This window comes from Streptomyces sp. NPDC000404, from assembly GCF_040300365.1.
Lineage (GTDB): Bacteria > Actinomycetota > Actinomycetes > Streptomycetales > Streptomycetaceae > Streptomyces > Streptomyces ramulosus.
Window position 1 is genome coordinate 1 of sequence record NZ_JBEPDN010000008.1, and the last position, 15,798, is coordinate 15,798.

At 67.4% G+C, this 15,798-nt stretch carries 14 protein-coding genes, 2 pseudogenes and 1 CRISPR repeat array; of the genes and pseudogenes, 8 read left to right on the forward strand and 8 right to left on the reverse strand.

Annotation, left to right across the window (positions count from 1 at the left end; translation table 11 throughout):
* Positions 1–425: 425 nt before the first annotated feature.
* Positions 426–1,421, reverse strand: coding sequence for a GNAT family N-acetyltransferase (locus ABT345_RS16595; RefSeq protein ID WP_345092692.1), 996 nt, complete (start codon positions 1,419–1,421; stop codon positions 426–428).
* A gap of 115 nt (positions 1,422–1,536) precedes the next feature.
* Between ABT345_RS16595 and ABT345_RS16600 the strand changes: the two are divergent.
* A pseudogene (locus tag ABT345_RS16600) lies at positions 1,537–1,838 on the forward strand (SOS response-associated peptidase family protein); the annotation flags it as partial.
* Here the strand turns inward: ABT345_RS16600 and ABT345_RS16605 are convergent.
* The 3 genes from ABT345_RS16605 to ABT345_RS16615 form a co-directional block, all read right to left on the reverse strand.
* Positions 1,810–2,193 carry a hypothetical protein gene (locus ABT345_RS16605; protein ID WP_345092690.1) on the reverse strand — a complete coding sequence of 128 codons (384 nt, stop codon included), beginning with the start codon at positions 2,191–2,193 and terminating at the stop codon, positions 1,810–1,812. The pseudogene ABT345_RS16600 and the gene ABT345_RS16605 overlap by 29 nt on opposite strands.
* Positions 2,194–2,551: 358 nt before the next feature.
* Entirely contained in the window at positions 2,552–2,788 is a 237-nt protein-coding gene (locus tag ABT345_RS16610; protein WP_345092687.1) for a hypothetical protein, read from the reverse strand.
* 11 nt (positions 2,789–2,799) lie between these two features.
* Positions 2,800–3,366 carry a hypothetical protein gene (locus ABT345_RS16615; protein ID WP_345092684.1) on the reverse strand — a complete coding sequence of 189 codons (567 nt, stop codon included), beginning with the start codon at positions 3,364–3,366 and terminating at the stop codon, positions 2,800–2,802.
* 1,519 nt (positions 3,367–4,885) lie between these two features.
* Between ABT345_RS16615 and ABT345_RS16620 the strand changes: the two are divergent.
* The 3 genes and pseudogenes from ABT345_RS16620 to ABT345_RS16630 all read left to right on the forward strand — a co-directional run.
* Positions 4,886–4,978: pseudogene (locus ABT345_RS16620) on the forward strand (3-oxoadipate enol-lactone hydrolase); the annotation flags it as partial.
* A 420-nt stretch (positions 4,979–5,398) separates the two neighbouring features.
* Positions 5,399–5,833, forward strand: a complete 435-nt coding sequence (locus ABT345_RS16625) for a DUF6193 family natural product biosynthesis protein (RefSeq protein ID WP_351322542.1) — start codon at positions 5,399–5,401, stop codon at positions 5,831–5,833.
* An 893-nt stretch (positions 5,834–6,726) separates the two neighbouring features.
* The gene (locus ABT345_RS16630) at positions 6,727–7,791 is read left to right on the forward strand and encodes an IS110 family RNA-guided transposase (protein WP_345092964.1); all 1,065 of its coding nucleotides are present in this window, start codon (positions 6,727–6,729) and stop codon (positions 7,789–7,791) included.
* 116 nt (positions 7,792–7,907) lie between these two features.
* A CRISPR array of direct repeats spans positions 7,908–9,033; the repeat unit is 29 nt; unit sequence CGGGACACCTCCGCTCGCGCGGAGCCGAC.
* Between the two features lie 918 nt (positions 9,034–9,951).
* Here the strand turns inward: ABT345_RS16630 and ABT345_RS16640 are convergent.
* From ABT345_RS16640 to ABT345_RS16650, 3 genes are all read right to left on the reverse strand, one after another.
* Entirely contained in the window at positions 9,952–10,317 is a 366-nt protein-coding gene (locus tag ABT345_RS16640) for a hypothetical protein (protein WP_345092975.1), read from the reverse strand.
* Positions 10,318–10,628: 311 nt separating this feature from the next.
* Positions 10,629–10,994, reverse strand: a complete 366-nt coding sequence (locus ABT345_RS16645; protein ID WP_345092961.1) for a hypothetical protein — start codon at positions 10,992–10,994, stop codon at positions 10,629–10,631.
* Positions 10,995–11,320: 326 nt separating this feature from the next.
* Positions 11,321–12,022, reverse strand: coding sequence for a DUF4232 domain-containing protein (locus tag ABT345_RS16650; RefSeq protein WP_345092958.1), 702 nt, complete (start codon positions 12,020–12,022; stop codon positions 11,321–11,323).
* A gap of 134 nt (positions 12,023–12,156) precedes the next feature.
* Here ABT345_RS16650 and ABT345_RS16655 point away from each other — a divergent pair, with 134 nt between their 5' ends.
* The 4 genes from ABT345_RS16655 to ABT345_RS16670 all read left to right on the forward strand — a co-directional run bounded on the left by ABT345_RS16655 (position 12,157) and on the right by ABT345_RS16670 (position 13,895).
* The gene (locus ABT345_RS16655) at positions 12,157–12,360 is read left to right on the forward strand and encodes a hypothetical protein (RefSeq protein WP_345092955.1); all 204 of its coding nucleotides are present in this window, start codon (positions 12,157–12,159) and stop codon (positions 12,358–12,360) included.
* 18 nt (positions 12,361–12,378) lie between these two features.
* Positions 12,379–12,519, forward strand: coding sequence for a hypothetical protein (locus tag ABT345_RS16660; RefSeq protein WP_345092952.1), 141 nt, complete (start codon positions 12,379–12,381; stop codon positions 12,517–12,519).
* Between the two features lie 51 nt (positions 12,520–12,570).
* Positions 12,571–13,230 (forward strand): HNH endonuclease family protein, encoded by a 660-nt coding sequence (locus ABT345_RS16665; protein ID WP_345092949.1) that lies wholly within the window; start codon positions 12,571–12,573, stop codon positions 13,228–13,230.
* Positions 13,231–13,427: 197 nt separating this feature from the next.
* A complete protein-coding gene (locus tag ABT345_RS16670; protein ID WP_345092946.1) occupies positions 13,428–13,895 on the forward strand; it encodes a hypothetical protein in 468 nt (155 codons plus the stop codon).
* 42 nt (positions 13,896–13,937) lie between these two features.
* Here the strand turns inward: ABT345_RS16670 and ABT345_RS16675 are convergent, their stop codons facing one another.
* Entirely contained in the window at positions 13,938–15,305 is a 1,368-nt protein-coding gene (locus ABT345_RS16675) for a NucA/NucB deoxyribonuclease domain-containing protein (RefSeq protein ID WP_345092943.1), read from the reverse strand.
* Positions 15,306–15,798 lie beyond the last annotated feature (493 nt).

Here is a 15,798-nt window from a genome sequence, read left to right on the forward strand (position 1 = left end):
GGGGGTGGCTGTGAGTCCGGTGATGGTTACCGTCCGTCCGTCGGGGTGTGGTGTTCCGCCGCGCGGGACGGGCGCCTGTGGCGTCCCGGGGGGGGGCGGAGCGGCCTGCCGCCCTGGCCGGCGGCGCGCCGCGCATCCCACCGCCCGGATCCGCGCCGGCAGGCCGGGCCAGGCCGGGCGACGCGCCTCCGGTGCTCTGCGAGGGGCCGGCCTGCTGGGCCCGGGCAGCGGAGGACCGCTCTCCCCGGGGCTGCGCGCCTCCTTCACCGCGGGCGCCCTCGGCAGGCTGACGCTGATCGGCGTACCCGCGCCGGCCGGTGAATTCCACCGGAGACCGCGGCCCACGACTGCATCGCGCCCGGGGTCGCGGGCAGGCCCAGAGGTCCCGGTCCGTGCGGGACCCGGGACGGCCCGGCCCCGCCCCGTCAGCCGTCGAACGGCTTGCGATAGCGCACGTACTCGTTCCTCCGCCGGAACCCCACGCTCTCGTACAGGTCGTAGGAGCGGTGCGGGTTCGCCGTGCCGGTGTACAGCCGGGCGGTGACCGCGCCGTGCTCGCGCAGGCGGCGCAACCCGTCCAGCAGCAGGGTCCGCCCGATCCCCCTGCGCCTCGACCCCGCCCGCACGCTGAGTTCTTCCACCTCGCCCACGGTGGGGTCCGGCCGGCGGACGGAACACAGCGCGACACCCGCCATCTGCTCCCCGTCCCAGGCGGCCCGCCAGCAGGCCGGGTCGGCCGTGGCGACGAACCTGTCGAACGTCCACTCCGGGGTGAAGGCCGCATCCGCGTACGAGTCGACGACGGTTCTCCAGGCCGCGCGGTAGCTGTCCGGCTCGACGGCGCCGATGCGGACGCCGTCCGGCCACCGCCCGGCCTCGGGCAGCCGCCGGAGGTCGGCCAGTTGCAGTTCCACCAGGCTGAAGACCCGCCGGTAGCCGCCGTCGAGCAGCAGCGCCGTCGCTTCCTCCTCGCAGGCCATGGCGTTCGCGCCGAACACCGCGGTGCGCGCGGTTCCCTGCTGCCGCACGAGCCGGCGGATGCGGCTCTCGGCCCAGGCGAGCATGGCCGTGCCGACGCCCCGGCCGCGGTGCTCGGGCAGCAGATGGCCGCGGTGCAGGTACAGCCGGGTTCCGTCCCGCTCCTGCCACCACCTGACCGTCACATAGCCGACGACGACGCCGCCGTTCTCCACCAGGATCTGATCCGCGGACGGATCGTCCAGCGCGGCGCACGACTCCGCGATCTCGATCGCCGTCGGGAGCCCCTCCACCACCGAGCCGGGATCGACGCCGTCCCGTGCGGCGCATCCCCGCCGCACGGCGGCCATCGCGCCGTGGTCCGCCCGGCCCCGGTACGGCCGGAAGACATAACCGGGCGGCCGCTGCGGTGCCGCACGGCCGCCGCTGCTGTTCGCACCCACGCCGAAACCCCCTTCGCGCCGACGGGTTCGACGCGGTGGTCAGTATGGAGGGTGAGGCGGCGATCGGCCCACCGCCTGCCGTGGGCCGCAGCAGGCGGTCCGCTCGGCGCTGGAGATCATCACCGCCGGGGTCGCCGGGGCCGCCGGACGCATCCACCCCCGCATGCCCCTGGCCATCGCCCCCGACGGCTGGAGCGCCTGGCTCGACCCGCCCACCAGGACCCGGGCGAACTCCGCGCCCTGCTCGTCTCCTACGCGGCAGGACACCTGGACCGAGCGGTCTCCACCGCCGTCAACAACGTCCGCAACAACGGCCCTATCTCCTGGACCAGGCCGCCGGCGGTCAGCCCGGCAGTTGAAGCCGGACCGGTCGGGCCTCCCGGGGCTTTCAGGGTGTCGCCGTGCGGAACAGGGTGAGGAGGGACTGAGCGGGCGCGGTGTCCGCGTCGAAGAACTGCGTGGCCAGGGCGGGAGGTACAGCCGTCCCGTGCATACGGACCTCGTGGCAGCGGAAGCAGAACGCCGCTTCGAACAGGGCCAGCTCAAGGGAGTCCCCGTATGCGCGGACACTCCACCCCGGAGAAAAGCCGCAGCGATGCTGTTCGCTGCCGGGCAGGCTCCCGATCAGCGACAAGGCATCGGCGGCCTCGTTCCCGGTCCAGAGGGCAATAGTCCTCCCGGGGTAAGGGGTACCCCGTTCGGTCGGGACGCCGGAAATCCGCACGACCTCGATCAGCGCGGTCGCGGCAACGGCGTCGGCGGGGAGCTGCATGCGCACAGTCTCCTCGCAACGCCGGCCAAGAAGCCAGGAATCCAGTCCCCGGATCGGCGAAACCGCAGGTGAAGCAGGTCGCCATGTCTTGCTGGCCGGCTACGGCACCAACCTTGGCAACTCTCGGGTCAACTCGCGCGCTCAGCCACAGACCAGGAGGGCCCTGCGTCCTCCCCGTAGTGCAGCCGCCACGTGCCAGGCCCGACCTCAAGCGAGCCACCACCAACGCCACCGCAGCCCCAGCGTGATCGCGACCCATCGCTGAAGTCCCAATGCCGCAGGCGACATTCCGCCCGGAACTCCTCGAGGTCCGTGAGGTGGACCGTGCCGTCGTCGGCGACCAGGAACTGGTCCAGCCTCAGGTCGCAGTGAGCTGCCACCGTTTCGGCCTCCCGCTTTCCCGGCCCAGCAGCCGACGCTGCGCCGTCATCACCTCCAGCTTCTTGACGAAGACACGCGTTCCGCTGTCAGTGGTGCAGATCCAGTTGCGATTGCGGCTCGGAAGCCGTCGGAGATCGGCTGTACCTGCGAGAGGTCCGAGCCCGGTATGGGCGAGGATGTTTTGCACTTCACGGACCTGGTCGAGAGTGCCCACGGGCCCGTCGGTCATGACTGCGCGTCTCTGTTGATCGACTGGCTGATCAGGCGCGTCGCCTGTGACGGTTCATCGGCGGCGAGACAGACCCGCTTCGCGAGCACGGGCTCGCCCTTGCGTACACGCACCAGTACCGGCTGCCTGAGTTCGATGACGAGGTGGGTCGCGCCGCCGACGGAGCACGCCACCTCCTCTGCCGAGTCCGGTACACGGCGCAGTCCGTGCCCGGGGATGTACCGGTGGGCGACGCTCACCTTGCTGACCGCTGCCAGGGGAAGCGTCAGCGCGCGGAAGGGGCCGGTCCGCAGATGCAAGGAGTTGTCGTCGAGCAGGTGAGGTGCCCGGGCAGTCATCGCGCAGATCCCCAGTGACAGCGTCAGGGAGAACACGACCCACAGGATGTGGACCGCCCGGCCGGCAGGAGGAAGCTTCGCGTCGATGAGCAGCGCGACGAGCACATCGGTTCCGGTGAAGGCCAGGATGGTCATCCGCGCGCTCGAGGAATGGAGGATGTGCTGCCGGCCCTCGGGAACCCGCAGCGGCCGGCGGGCCGTCCAGTACCTGAGATCACGCAGCATGGTCCTCGTCCACCGCGCTGTCGATCTGCGGGGGACTTGGGCCTCGATGGGGCCGGGAGCCGTCTGGTCACGCATTCTGGAGACTCCTTCCGAGCCAGAACCCGGACGCTGTGCAGGTTCCGGCCACCATGCTGAGCATCGCTGTCTTCGGCTTGTGGCCGGACAGGCCGGCCACACCGGCGGCACCGGCCACTCCGACGGGTCCGGGGGCGAGCGTCACGGCGAAGCTGGGGAAACCGAGGCCACGGGCAGCTTTCGACAGAGTCGTCCCGGAGTACTCGGCGCGGTCGGCCGGCTCTCTGCAGGGCGGATTCCCCGCGGATCGCCTGAGCGCTCTCAACTCGTAGGCGAAACGCTGCCGCGGGCCTTCGGAGGGATCTACGTGGGTCTCTGGCCTTCCCATATTTCCTTCGCTTTCTGCGTCATATGGCTGTCCGAGCTCCATGCGCCGAGTCGGCGGTGTCCGGATTCCGGCCTGGGCGCGTGCGCAAGTGCTGCCCGAGAGGGCGGTGCGAGGGCGGTGCAGAGGTGTCAGGTGAGGCCGCAGACGCCTGTCATACGGCGCTGGAGAGCGCGGACACGGTCATGGCGGCTGTGCGGAGCTATCAGGCGAGGGAGGGCGCCCGCGAAGGCGAGGATTTCCGCTCGGCCTGGTACCCGGCCGTGAGAAGGGCGCTGGCCATACCTGACACCTTGTGCCCTCTGCCGCCAGACCGAAGCATTGCCCAGACCATGCGAACATCCCCCCTGCGTTGCGGATCGGCAATCCGCACTCCCGAGTTGATGCTAATCAGTCAGCGATAAGGAAGAGGCTGGCAAAGAGTCCGTCCAAGATGTCAACGATGCCCCCGGCGTGATCTGCGCTTCCCGTGGCGCGCCCTGATCTGCGCATTGCCTGCGAAGGCCCATTCCGTAGGTGCCGCTGGTATGCGTCGGAAGGGCTTGATCTTGATGCCTGGCCCTGCTGCTCGAACACGCCAGTACGTCGGCTTCGCGACGAGGGAAAGATTCCGACCGGCGCGCTGATTGTCCGCACGGACCTCCAGCCCGTCCTGGATCAGGGGCTGTCCGGCGGATCATTCCGGGGCGGGGCCGGGCGTCGGACATGCCCTGCCGGCGGCGCCTGGCCGAGCGGACGGAGCCCGGGGTGCGACCACGGCTTCTCTCCGGGCTCCCGCACCGTCACCTCGGGGCTTCCGGACGAGAGCGACGGCCGCCGGCGCACACCCGGTCCTGCGTGAAGACACCCACGCTCCTTGTGTCGGAAGTCCCAACGCCGCGCCGCGCGTTCGCGCATCACCCGGCAGCGTGCGCGCCGCCGGATGCCGAATGCGGCCCTCATCCGGGGCCGATCGGCATGTCCCCAAGCTCCGCACCTCCACGTCATTTCCAGGCCACGGTCCCCTGTTACAGGGGCTCCGGTGAGAGGGGAGGCGGGCCGGGCGCGAGTGCACCGGTTCCGTCACAGAGTTCCTGACCCGGGTGTCAGGATCGCGTCAGGGCTGGGTAGCGTGGCCGGGTGAGCGAGAAGACCCTGCAGCACCGCATCGACGGCCCCGCCGACGCCCCCGTCCTCGTCCTGGGCGCTTCGCTCGGGACAACATGGCACATGCTGGCGAAGGGTGTCCAGAGGCGTCCGGCAGGTCCAGGACGAGGGTTTTGTGCCTGGTCAGAGCTGGGAATCCGGTAGTACGCAGTCCCGTCCGTGATATCTGCGTGAGAGCTTGCTAGGTGACGGAGCCCTGCCGGTGTGATCCGGTGGGGCTCCGTTATGTGATGGGTACGGCAGTGTGCGTACGGACTGGCCTGTATGCGGAGGTGGGACCTGTCCTGCGTGCTGGGGCGGGCGGCTCCTCTCCGGGTGCGCGCGGTGCCGCTGGCGAGGTATCACGGCCTGCAGGGCTGACTGCTGCTGGTTCCGCTTCGGGTTCTGCCGCGGCTCGGTAGCCTCGCCGCGCCGCTGGAGACTGGGCCGCCTGCGCAGCCGAGGTCAATTACTGGGCGGCTCACTCTCACCAGGAGGAAGACACTCATGCCCTTCGATGATCAGGGCACGCATGCCCATCCCTCCACAGGCCACGAGATCACGGAAGCAGGCTGGCAGGCCGTTCGCCGAGACGGGCGAGTCCGCGACGATCTCATCGACGCCGCCTGCCGGGAGCCTCGCCTTCGGCAGCTCTTCCCCTGGACGGGCATGGGGGAACTGCACTTCAGCCGCTGCACCGAACCCAGCTGGACATGGGACATCCCCTACATCCAGCCCGCCAAGGGCGGTGGCTACTGGGTTTCAGGCCCGCTACGTACCGAATCAGTCGGCTCGGCCGCAACCGTAGAAGACGCCATCGCCGTGGTCGTCGCGAAGTTGCCGGCCAACGCCGGCCCGGCATTCGTGGGAACGCCCGAACAACTTGCGGCCCATGAAGCTTTGCTTGACCCGCACCCGACCGTGAACCCAGGTGCCGAATGATCCTGAGTACGGGCACGCCGTACCTCATGACGCTTGCTGAGGCGTTCCGAGAGTTCCCCTACCCGAGCACACCCTGAGCTGAACGACCACGCAGGTCGCCCCGGAGTAGGCGAGTACCGTCGCGAGCTCCCGGGCGGCTCAGCGCCTGGTGAGGGGAACCTGCCGTGAAGTGGCATCTTCGGATAGCGGCTGCCCAGCGCGACCTGTGGCAGCCCCCCCCAGGCGTTGGAGGCGTTCAAGGAAGTCGGGTTCACGCCGTCCCTGAGCAAGGCCGCCGCACTGCCGGGCGGCACGCCAATTACCGTCTGCCTGACGACCCGGACAAGAGGCGCGTGGCGGTGCACTGCCACGCGGCCGACCTGCTGGAGGCGGAGCCGTTGGACGCCGCAGAGGGGGCCCGCAGCAGGAGCAGCGGCCGGTAGCGCGCCGCCGATACGGCAGGCTTCCACTCCTTGTGCTCGGGGAGCTGCGCGCTGGGGGCGAGACGGCGCATTTCGGCGGCTGGGGCGTGCGATGCGCGCCGGCGCGCAGTTTCCTAGCGGCGAAGGTCCTGGGGGCGCATGGGTGCTGTTGCGCTCCGACGGATATTCCCTTGAGGAGGGGGGAACGGTGTACTGCTGATCTGGAGATGGAAAGGATGGCAGCGATACTGCCGTCGCGCCGTGTTCTGGCTCTTGAGATTTTTGACCCAAAGTGTCCTGACGATTCTACGTCGTTCGCGGGGCTCGGCAGTGTGTACTGACGCTGGTCCGGGTGAGTGTGTCTAGAGGACTGCCGTGCGTGAAATCTGCACCATCTCACCGGCGACCACTTATCCGGGCCAGCGGTAGCGCTGATGTGCAACCACCAACGGGAGTGGATGAACAATCGAAGCAACAAGCCCCATTCGTCCTATGGATACTCCTCAGGATGCAGACGAGGTGATCCTTGGGGTTGACACACACCGAGATTTTCATGTGGCTGCCGTAATTTCGATGACGGGGAAGACTCTGGCTATCGAGAGCTTCTCGGCCACCTCCTCCGGCTATCGTCAACTCGCGCAATGGTCATCCCGGTTAGGTTTCGTTCGGCGTGCCGGAGTAGAGGGATCCGGCAGCTATGGTGCGGCCCTGTCGCGGTATCTGCTGTCGCAAGGCATCGACGTCATCGAGGCACCTGGACCGGGGCGTTCGGCTCGTTGCCGACGAAGCCCATCCGACCAGGGCGATGCAGAAGCCGCCGCCCGCGCCGTGCTCAGCGGCCGTGCGCGCTCCCGAGCGAAGTCTGGAAACGGCCCGACAGAGAGCGCGCGCATGTACCTCGTGGCCAGGGACTCCGCCGTCAAAGCCCGCACCCAGGCCACTAACCAGCTCAAAGCGGTCCTGGTCACTGCTGATCCAGCGCTGCGGGAAGATCTGACTGGCATGAAGCGCCAAGCTCTCATTCGTGCTTGTGCTCTCCTCGACGAGGAGGCGGAAGGGACGGACCCTGTACTGCGGGCTACGAGGTTCACGTTGCGCACACTGGCTGAGCGAATCCAGCAGCTCAACGTGCAGGCCCGAGAACTGCAACAGCGTCTGTCCGAGTTGATCGAGGAGCATTACCCTCAACTGATCGCCACTGTGGGGTTCGGACCGCAGAGCGCCGCCGTGTTGTTGATTGCAATGGGGGATAATGCGGACCGCTTGCGCGGTGAAGCGTCGTTCTCCGCCTTGTGTGGGGCAAGCCCGGTTGAATACTCCTCCGGCAGTAGATGTCATCGTCGGCTCAACCGTGGCGGAAATCGGCAGGCGAATTCCGCCCTTCACCGCATTGTGCTGACTCGACTCCGCTTTGACCCGCGTACACAGGAGTATTACGAGAGAAGGGTTACGGAAGGGAAAACTCGGCGTGAGATCATCCGCTGCCTGAAGCGGTATGTAGCCCGGGAGTTCTACCGCATCGTCCAGGGGCAGCAGCAGGGCTCCAGCGGCTTGTGAACGGCCCTTCAGCGCTCCCAGGAGTATGCGTGGTGCGGCTCGGCCGGCCAGGGATGGCACACCGGTTCCCACGATGCTGCGCGACGGCTGGACGATCTACCACCGGTGGCCGACCTCGTGACACCTCCGCCCGCGCGGAGTCGACGAGCTGTACCCCTCGTCCATCTCGGCCTCCATCGGGGCACCTCCGCTCGCGCGGAGTCGGCGCCGCCCACCTCTCCACCGCGTCCACCAGCAGCGGGACACCTCCGCTCGTGCGGAGTCGGCCGGCAGAACGGGTCATCGACGTCGAACCGGTACGGGGCACCTTCGCTCGCGCGGAGTCGGCAAGTCCACCATCCTGACGAACTGCGCCGGAACCGGGACACCTCCGCTCGCGCGGAGCCGACCACGGCCGGGGGGAAGGGGGGCGTGTGCGGGCGGGACACCTCCGCTCGCGCGGAGCCGACGCGCCGGCCATCACGCTCAGGCTCCCGTGGGACGGGACACCTCCGCTCGCGCGGAGCCGACGTCCCTGTATCCCTGGAGAACCCTGTGGAACTCGGGACACCTCCGCTCGCGCGGAGCCGACACGGATGACGAGGTGAACGACGCGCGCGAGACCGGGACACCTCCGCTCGCGCGGAGCCGACGCCGAGCAGCAGCGCGAGGCGTGGAAGGTCGGCGGGACACCTCCGCTCGCGCGGAGCCGACCCCGATTCCTCGGCGTCGGTCGGCTCGCCCACCGGGACACCTCCGCTCGCGCGGAGCCGACGGCGTCGGCGTCTGCTACGGCACCGGCCTCGGCGGGACACCTCCGCTCGCGCGGAGCCGACGGGATCGTCACGAGCCCGAAGGAGATCGCGAACGGGACACCTCCGCTCGCGCGGAGCCGACTCAGGTACCAGCCGCTCGCGCGGAGCCCGTTCCGGGACACCTCCGCTCGCGCGGAGCCGACCACCACAGGAGCCGCCGCATGACACCGGGAGCCGGGACACCTCCGCTCGCGCGGAGCCGACTCGTCGGGCCGGGGCCCGTCGTCCGGATCCTTCGGGACACCTCCGCTCGCGCGGAGCCGACGCACTGCTCAGCCGTCCCGTAGCCCGGGGCATCGGGACACCTCCGCTCGCGCGGAGCCGACTCGGTGGCCGCGTCCAGGAGGCTGGTCTTCTCCGGGACACCTCCGCTCGCGCGGAGCCGACTGTTCACTGTCGCTGAGGATCTCCAGGATCCGCGGGACACCTCCGCTCGCGCGGAGCCGACCCTTCCTGACCTGCAGTGTTATTCAGGCTTTGCCATTTCCTTACCAAGGGGGTGGTAGTTCATCGGCGCCCCGGGCGCCGCCTCTCGAACGAAGAACATGCCAGCCACCGTAACGGCTTCGCCACGCAAGCAGCCTCCTCCTTGGAGGTGGGCGGTTCCCACGATCGACAGTCTCATGTCAACCGAGCGGGTGAATACTCCCGATCAACGCAGTTGCCTGCTGGTCCCAGGCCAGGATGACCCTGGGGATTCTCAGGTTCCGGAAGACCTCCGCGGCGTCCGGGGAGAGGCAGCGTGGTGATAGAAGTCGATCGAGGCGGCGACCTCGCCCCGCTGGCCTCAGGGGCTCGCGGCCCGGGCCGCGAGCTGAGCGCGGGCCGCGGGGATGAGGAGATCGTGAAGTTGGCGGATGCGTCACTGCGGTGCAGGGCATGAACACGGCCGAAGGTGATCTGGTCGATCAATCTGCTGACGGAACGATGCGGTGGCGGGGCGGGATGGGGGAGTTTGTGCGGGCGGACAGGCGGAGGATTCAGACGGCGGTGCTGGGCGGCGCGGATTCGGACGAGCCGTTGATGCTGCCGATGGAGGCGATCGAACTGGATGCCTTCCGACGCTGCTACGACAGCGACACCTTCTGGTGCGGAACCCTCCTCGGCGGCTGCGGCGGGCAGCTGACCACCAAGCTCTATACCGACAGGGCCTGCCACTTCGCCCACCACCCCGATCCGGACGGGCTGCCGCACGTGTGCGGGCGCCGCGCCCGCGGCGTGGACAGCGCAGACCACCTCTACGTGCGGTCAGCGGCCGCGGCCTGGCTCGCCAGCCGCGGGGAGCAGGCGACCTTCGAGTACACCCGTGCCGGTGTGCGATCCGCCGCCCGCACCGTAGAAGACCTGGCCGCCGATCACCGGGTGCTCACTGAAGCGCCCGCGCTGCCGGAACCAGCTGACTCCTGTTGCGCAAGAAACCGTTCGCGGGAAGAGAGCGGTGAGGCCAGCCTTCATCGCGACCCACGAGACGAAGATGGCACACCACGGCTGGCCGTCGCTCCACCAGACCCGGGACCGCCGGACTGTACCGCTGCTTGTTGTTCCGGTGGCCGTTGCTGCGGCCCTCGCGATAGCCGTTCTCCGACTTCGCGATGCTCCGGGCAATCTGCACGAGAGCCACGATGGCTGAAGCGATTGATGTCACGACCGACGCGGAGATGGCGTACTTCCATTTGTTGACGCCACGGATCCGCGTCTCGTGGTCGTCCGGCCTGGAGGCGTTGCTGTCCATGATCTGTCCAATCCGCTGTACTTCGATGGGCAGGGTGCGCAATTCGCCGTAGATGTCTCGCGCCGTGATGGTGACATGGCGTTGTCGTCGTCGGGCATAGGTCTGTCTCTACTAAGGGTTGTCTCGAAAATTCTGGGCGGGGGCTGATCTCGCTGTGGCTGATTCGATCGCGGCGCCGGGCTTAATGGCTGAATCGGCCCTGCACCAGAGAGCCGTTCGCCCCCTAACCTCTACACACGCGCGAGTGTGTATCTTGCTGGCAGCGCACTCCGATTAGAAGGGTCTTCATGCGACGCAGTTTGTACGCAGCATCAGCCGTATTTTGCGCCACTGCTGTGCTGGTTGGGGCATCCAGTGCCACCCCGGCATTCGCTGGCACCAGTGGATACATCAAGACTTCCTACGGCCAGGCTGACTTTGATGCCAATTCGGGCATAGTCACAGCCAAGGATCGAAAGGCAGACGGCTCTTGCGTCACGGGTACGGTCATATGGAACACCAACCACGGCAAGGAGGCAGCCGAAGCCTTTGTGTGCGGGAAGGGGAAGACTCGCAAGGCCGGACACGTCAAGAGAGGGAAAAGTGTAACGCTGAAAATATGTCGCGTCAAAGGAGGGAAGTACCACAACTGCAAAACGAAGAAGCTCCACTCCTGAGCTGACGTGATCGAAGTCCATTGCGGGTTCATGGGAGCCTCAGCGATGGGCCGTGGGCCGCAGTTCGTGCTGGTCAGCAAGGATTTCGTAGAGCATTTATGGAACAAGGGTTAGGCAAGAAGGGGGAATTGCCATGCGTCGTGCGCTTGCTGCTTGCGCCATCGCTTCACTCGTGATCCCGGTAGCCGCAACTTCCGCCGCAGCGGCCGACACTGGCCGGGCGGAAATCCTCGGGGGGCGGTACAGCTTCTCCTGCTCGTCGCCGAAGGGTAAGAAGGCCAACTACAGCTTCACCGACGGTATGTCATCGACCACCATCTACTACAACAACCACTGCTCCAAGCGCTTCAAGGTGCGTGTGCGCGTAGGTGTGGCCAGTCAGTGCTGGTCGACGCCGAGGGGTAAGGGGAAAGAGATCTTCCAGGCGGGAGTCCTCTCGATAACCAAGGGCTGCTGAACCGTATCGCGGGTCCTGCTCCCGTCGTGGCGGGGACGCCGGCGGCCGGCCCGGCACCCCGGGGTGCCCGCCACTGGCCGTTGTTGTCGCGCAGTGCGACGGAGAGGCCGGGGCCGGTCTTGTTGTCCTTGCGGTAGTCGAAGATGTTGACGGCGCTGTAGACCTTGCCGCCGGGCTTCAGCATGATCGGCTGGCCGCCGCCCTCCGCCTTCTTCGACAGCGGCCAGGTGGCGCCCTCGCCGTCGATCTTGACGGACGGGTACGAGGTGACCGTGCACGGCTTGGAGCCCTCGTACGACGCGGTGAGCAGTAGCTCGTCGACGACGCACTCCCCGACGCCCGCCGAGTCGCTGCTCTCGTCCGCGGAGGCGTTCGTGCTGGCCGACGCAGAGGCCGACTTCGCATGTCCCTTGGCGCCCTGGCCGGATGCGGCGGACTGGCTCTGCCCGGCGGCGTCGCTCTTCGCGTCGGTGTCCCCGTCGCCGCAGGCGGTCAGGCTCAGGGCGAGGGTGGCGGTGGCCAGGACGGTGGCGTGGATGCGGGAAGTACGCGTGATCGGGCCCCTGCGGTCGAGTGCGGGACCTCTTTGCATCGTTCCTGTGGTGTGCACACCGTGCACACCACTTTTGTCGGGGCCCCTGACGTCCTGGAAACGCCTCACTCACGTCCCACACAAGGGTGTGGGAGGGGCCGTGACGTGGCGATGCCCGGCGCTGTTGCCAGGGCATGACTGACCTGGACACGCAGATGCTGGACTTCATCGACGATGTCACCGCCCTGGACGACGAGCGCCTGCCGCTCGTCACTGCCCGAGAGGCACAAGCGGCCGTACAACTGCTTCAGCACTTCGCCGAGACCGGCGGCGCCGGCGCCCACGCGGCGAGGCACCTCGCAACGACCCTCGCCCTGCGCCTCCCCTCAAACGCCTGAGCCGCGCCCCCTGCCCCCATGCACCGCTCCAGGGTGATCGCGACCGAGGACCAGCCGCTGGCGCGCTGCCCGGCGCGGCGCCCGACGATCCTCACCACGACGGACGCCGAAGTGGCGCTACTGCGTCTGCTGCGGTCGGCGAATCACCCGCGCGGGTGACGCTCTTCGTTACGCCCCCGTGCACCAGCCGCCGCGCGATATCAACACCCCATGCTGAAGCTGAAGAAGACCCTCCAGGCGGCCGCGTGCGCTGCCCTCGCGCTGCTGCCGCTGACCACGGCCTCGCCTGCCCACGCCGACGACACCACCACCTACCTGCACGAGGCTGTCGACCAACTGCCGCTAGCCGCCGAATCCCGGGACGGATACCAACGCACCAGCTTCAAGCACTGGATCGACGCCGACCACAACGGCTGCACCACCCGCGCCGAAGTCCTCATCGCCGAGTCCCGTATGCCCGTCGAGATCGGGCCCAAATGCAAGATCCGCTCGGGGGAGTGGTTCTCCTACTACGACCAGCAGCACGTCACCGACCCCAGGAAACTCGACATCGACCACATGGTCCCGCTCGCCGAAGCCTGGGACTCCGGCGCCTCCCAGTGGACCGCTGCCCGCCGCCAGGCGTACGCCAACGACCTAGACTCCGCGCGCTCGCTGGTCGCCGTCACCGCGAAAACCAACCGCTCCAAGGCAGATCAGGACCCCGCCCAGTGGATGCCGCCGGCCCCCGAAGCCCGCTGCACCTACCTCGCCGACTGGATCTCCACGAAACTCCGCTGGTCCCTGACCATCGACCAGATCGAAAGCGACGCGCTCCGCGGTCTCGTCACCGCCTGTCCCGACACCGAACTCACCTACACCCCCGCCTGACGAGGGATGCGACATCTGCTCTGTGCGGCATGCGGGCCTCGATCAACCCCGCCGACGTCCGGCGGCAGCGTGCAGTCGGATGGTGTCCCCGACGGCCTGTACTCACCAGGTGCTCACTGAGGCCCCGCCCGCGGAGGCCGGCGGTGCCGTCGACTGGGCTACTGTGTGGGTGGAGCAAGGTCTCATGTTGGAGGGGCATGGCTTCCCAGGTCGCTGCAGAGCAATTCTTGTCCATCCGCGCAGAGTTCTTCAGTTTCTGCTTCCAAGAAGCAGACGATGACTTCGTTCCTGTGCCCTACCCGGAAGATTTCGAAGCCGATTCTTCATTCCTGACCGCACACGAAGGTCGGATCGATGTCGTGAGCGCCGGCCACACGCACGTCGCTTCGCTCACCGTTCAGGTGTGGGATGCGGAACCGCCGCCCGAGGCCGACGGGGCCTGGGATATTAGCGGCGATTCAGAGATCTTCTCGGCCACGGGAGAGCTTTCCCTCTGGGCCTTTGGCGGGCCGGTAGCGGATAGCGTGGAGTTGGGAGAGCCAGGCCGGAGGTGGAAGGTCCGCCTGTCCTGCAGCGGGCGGGAAGAGGTTGCACAGCGAGCCCAGTTGGAAGTGCCTCACGGCGTGGAGCGCTATTTGGCGCAGTTCTGGCCGGTGGACGCGTGAGGGAGACCCGATGCACGGGCCTCCCTCAGGTCGCGTGACTGGCTAGGACAAGGTGATGAAGAACCCGTCGTCCGAGCCGTCAATGATGCGGTTCCGGCGGTAGAAATTGCTCAAGATGTTGCCGCCGTACAGGTTGTCCGCAGTGGTGATGGGCATTGCGGAGAAATTCTTCTTCGGCGCCTTGCCCTGAGGGTCGTACTTCGGCAAAGCTTGTGCGGCCCCCTGGTAGGTGGTGGCGAAGGGGAACTCGTCGCACTGGTACTTGTTGCCCTGCGAGTAGTCCTTACCCCAATGGGCCTTGCAGGTCTTGACGGCTTCGGCGCGGTTGTCATCCCGGCGGGTTTCGTCGTAGTAGAGCCGGTTGAGCGGCCTGTCCGTCCCCGCCCCCGGAAGACTCTTCGCGGTGTTGCTGGGCTGCGTCTTCCCCGGCTTCGTGAGTGCCATCTTGATGTGGTCGGCGGCTTCCTTCTCCTTGGCCCCTTGCTTGGTGCTGAAAGGAATGCCCGCCAAGTAGCTCATCACGGCCGCTCCCGTCGCCTTGCTCTTCGGGAGGTAGGGCGCCTTGTCCCAGCGCGGAGCGAGGAAGAAGGGCTCGCCGCTGCGGGCACCGCTCACGCTCCAGCCCGCGGGGAACTTGATGTTGACCTTGGGCTGATAGGCGGCGAAGACCGCGTCGTCCTTCCCCCTGCCGACTCCGGTGTCCGCGGTCAGGGTGTGAGTGAAGTCGGGGGCTGGGTCGGCCTTCAGAGCTGCCCAGCTTCGGGGCCCGGGGATGCTTCCCGACTCCCTGATCGTGGCCGTAGCGGGCCACTTCTCCAGGAACCGGGCGGAGGGGCTGATCATCATGCCGCTCGTCCCGGTACGCCCCGTCTGATCGAGGTGCAGGTAGTCGTAGTGAACGTCGATCGCACGGCTGCTCTTGGCGATGGTGGACATCGCGACGATCACGAACCTGCTCTCACCCACGGGCTTCTTGTTCTGCGCCCAGACCTGCGTGAACACCGCACCAGAGCAGACCGCAAAGCGGGACTTGACGTAAAAGTCTTTACCGGTCCCGTCGAGTTTGTCGAAGCATTCCTTCGCCGTCATGGTGTGCGGCGGTTCCGGATACGGCGTGCTGCTGCCGGCGCGCAAGGAAGCGGCCGAAGGCGGGTTGGGCCGTGCCGACGGGTCCGACAGCTTTCCTAACTTCGCTGCCGGTCCCACCATCTCCAGTGCGCCCTTGGGCTGGCCCGCCGAGTATTCGCCGGGAAGCACAGCCGTCGCTCGGGCCGGTGTTGCGTGCAGCTCGGCGAGCGAAGGTACGGGGGTACCCAGCGGGACGACCGACGAGCTGACGGTCAGCTCACCAGATTCCGTCTCTGCCCCCGCAGTTGCCGGCACGGCCAGAGGAAGGAGCGCGGCCGTCACGGTCGCGACGGCGAGGGCCGCACGTGACCGGTGCTGCAATAAGGCTCGTAGCAAGATGTATCCCCCTGAAGCGTATGAACGCTGATGCTGGCCTCTGTATGACCAGTTACTTCCATATAGAGGATCAAGAAGGGTTGACGTGATCAACAGGTGTTTGCGTCAACGACGAAGGTCAGATTCAGCCGACAGCGGCACCGCAAGCGTCGGTTCCCGCCAGAGGTCAACGCGTTCGGATCCGCTGGATGAGCACCATGCCCGTGCCCCGCAGCATCCTGCGCATACTTCTCTACGGCATCAGTAGGACCCGCGGAACCGCGCGCATCACCAGTCGTTGTCTCCTTGACACTTCGTGAGACCGTCGTCCTGGGTGTGGCGTCGTCCGGCCTGACCAGCGCAGGCATTGCCGTCTCGTTCGGGCTGAAGCCGGAGACGGCGAAGAGCTGCATGAAGTCGACGATGGCCAAGCTCTATAGCTTTCCGCTGGCACCGCATA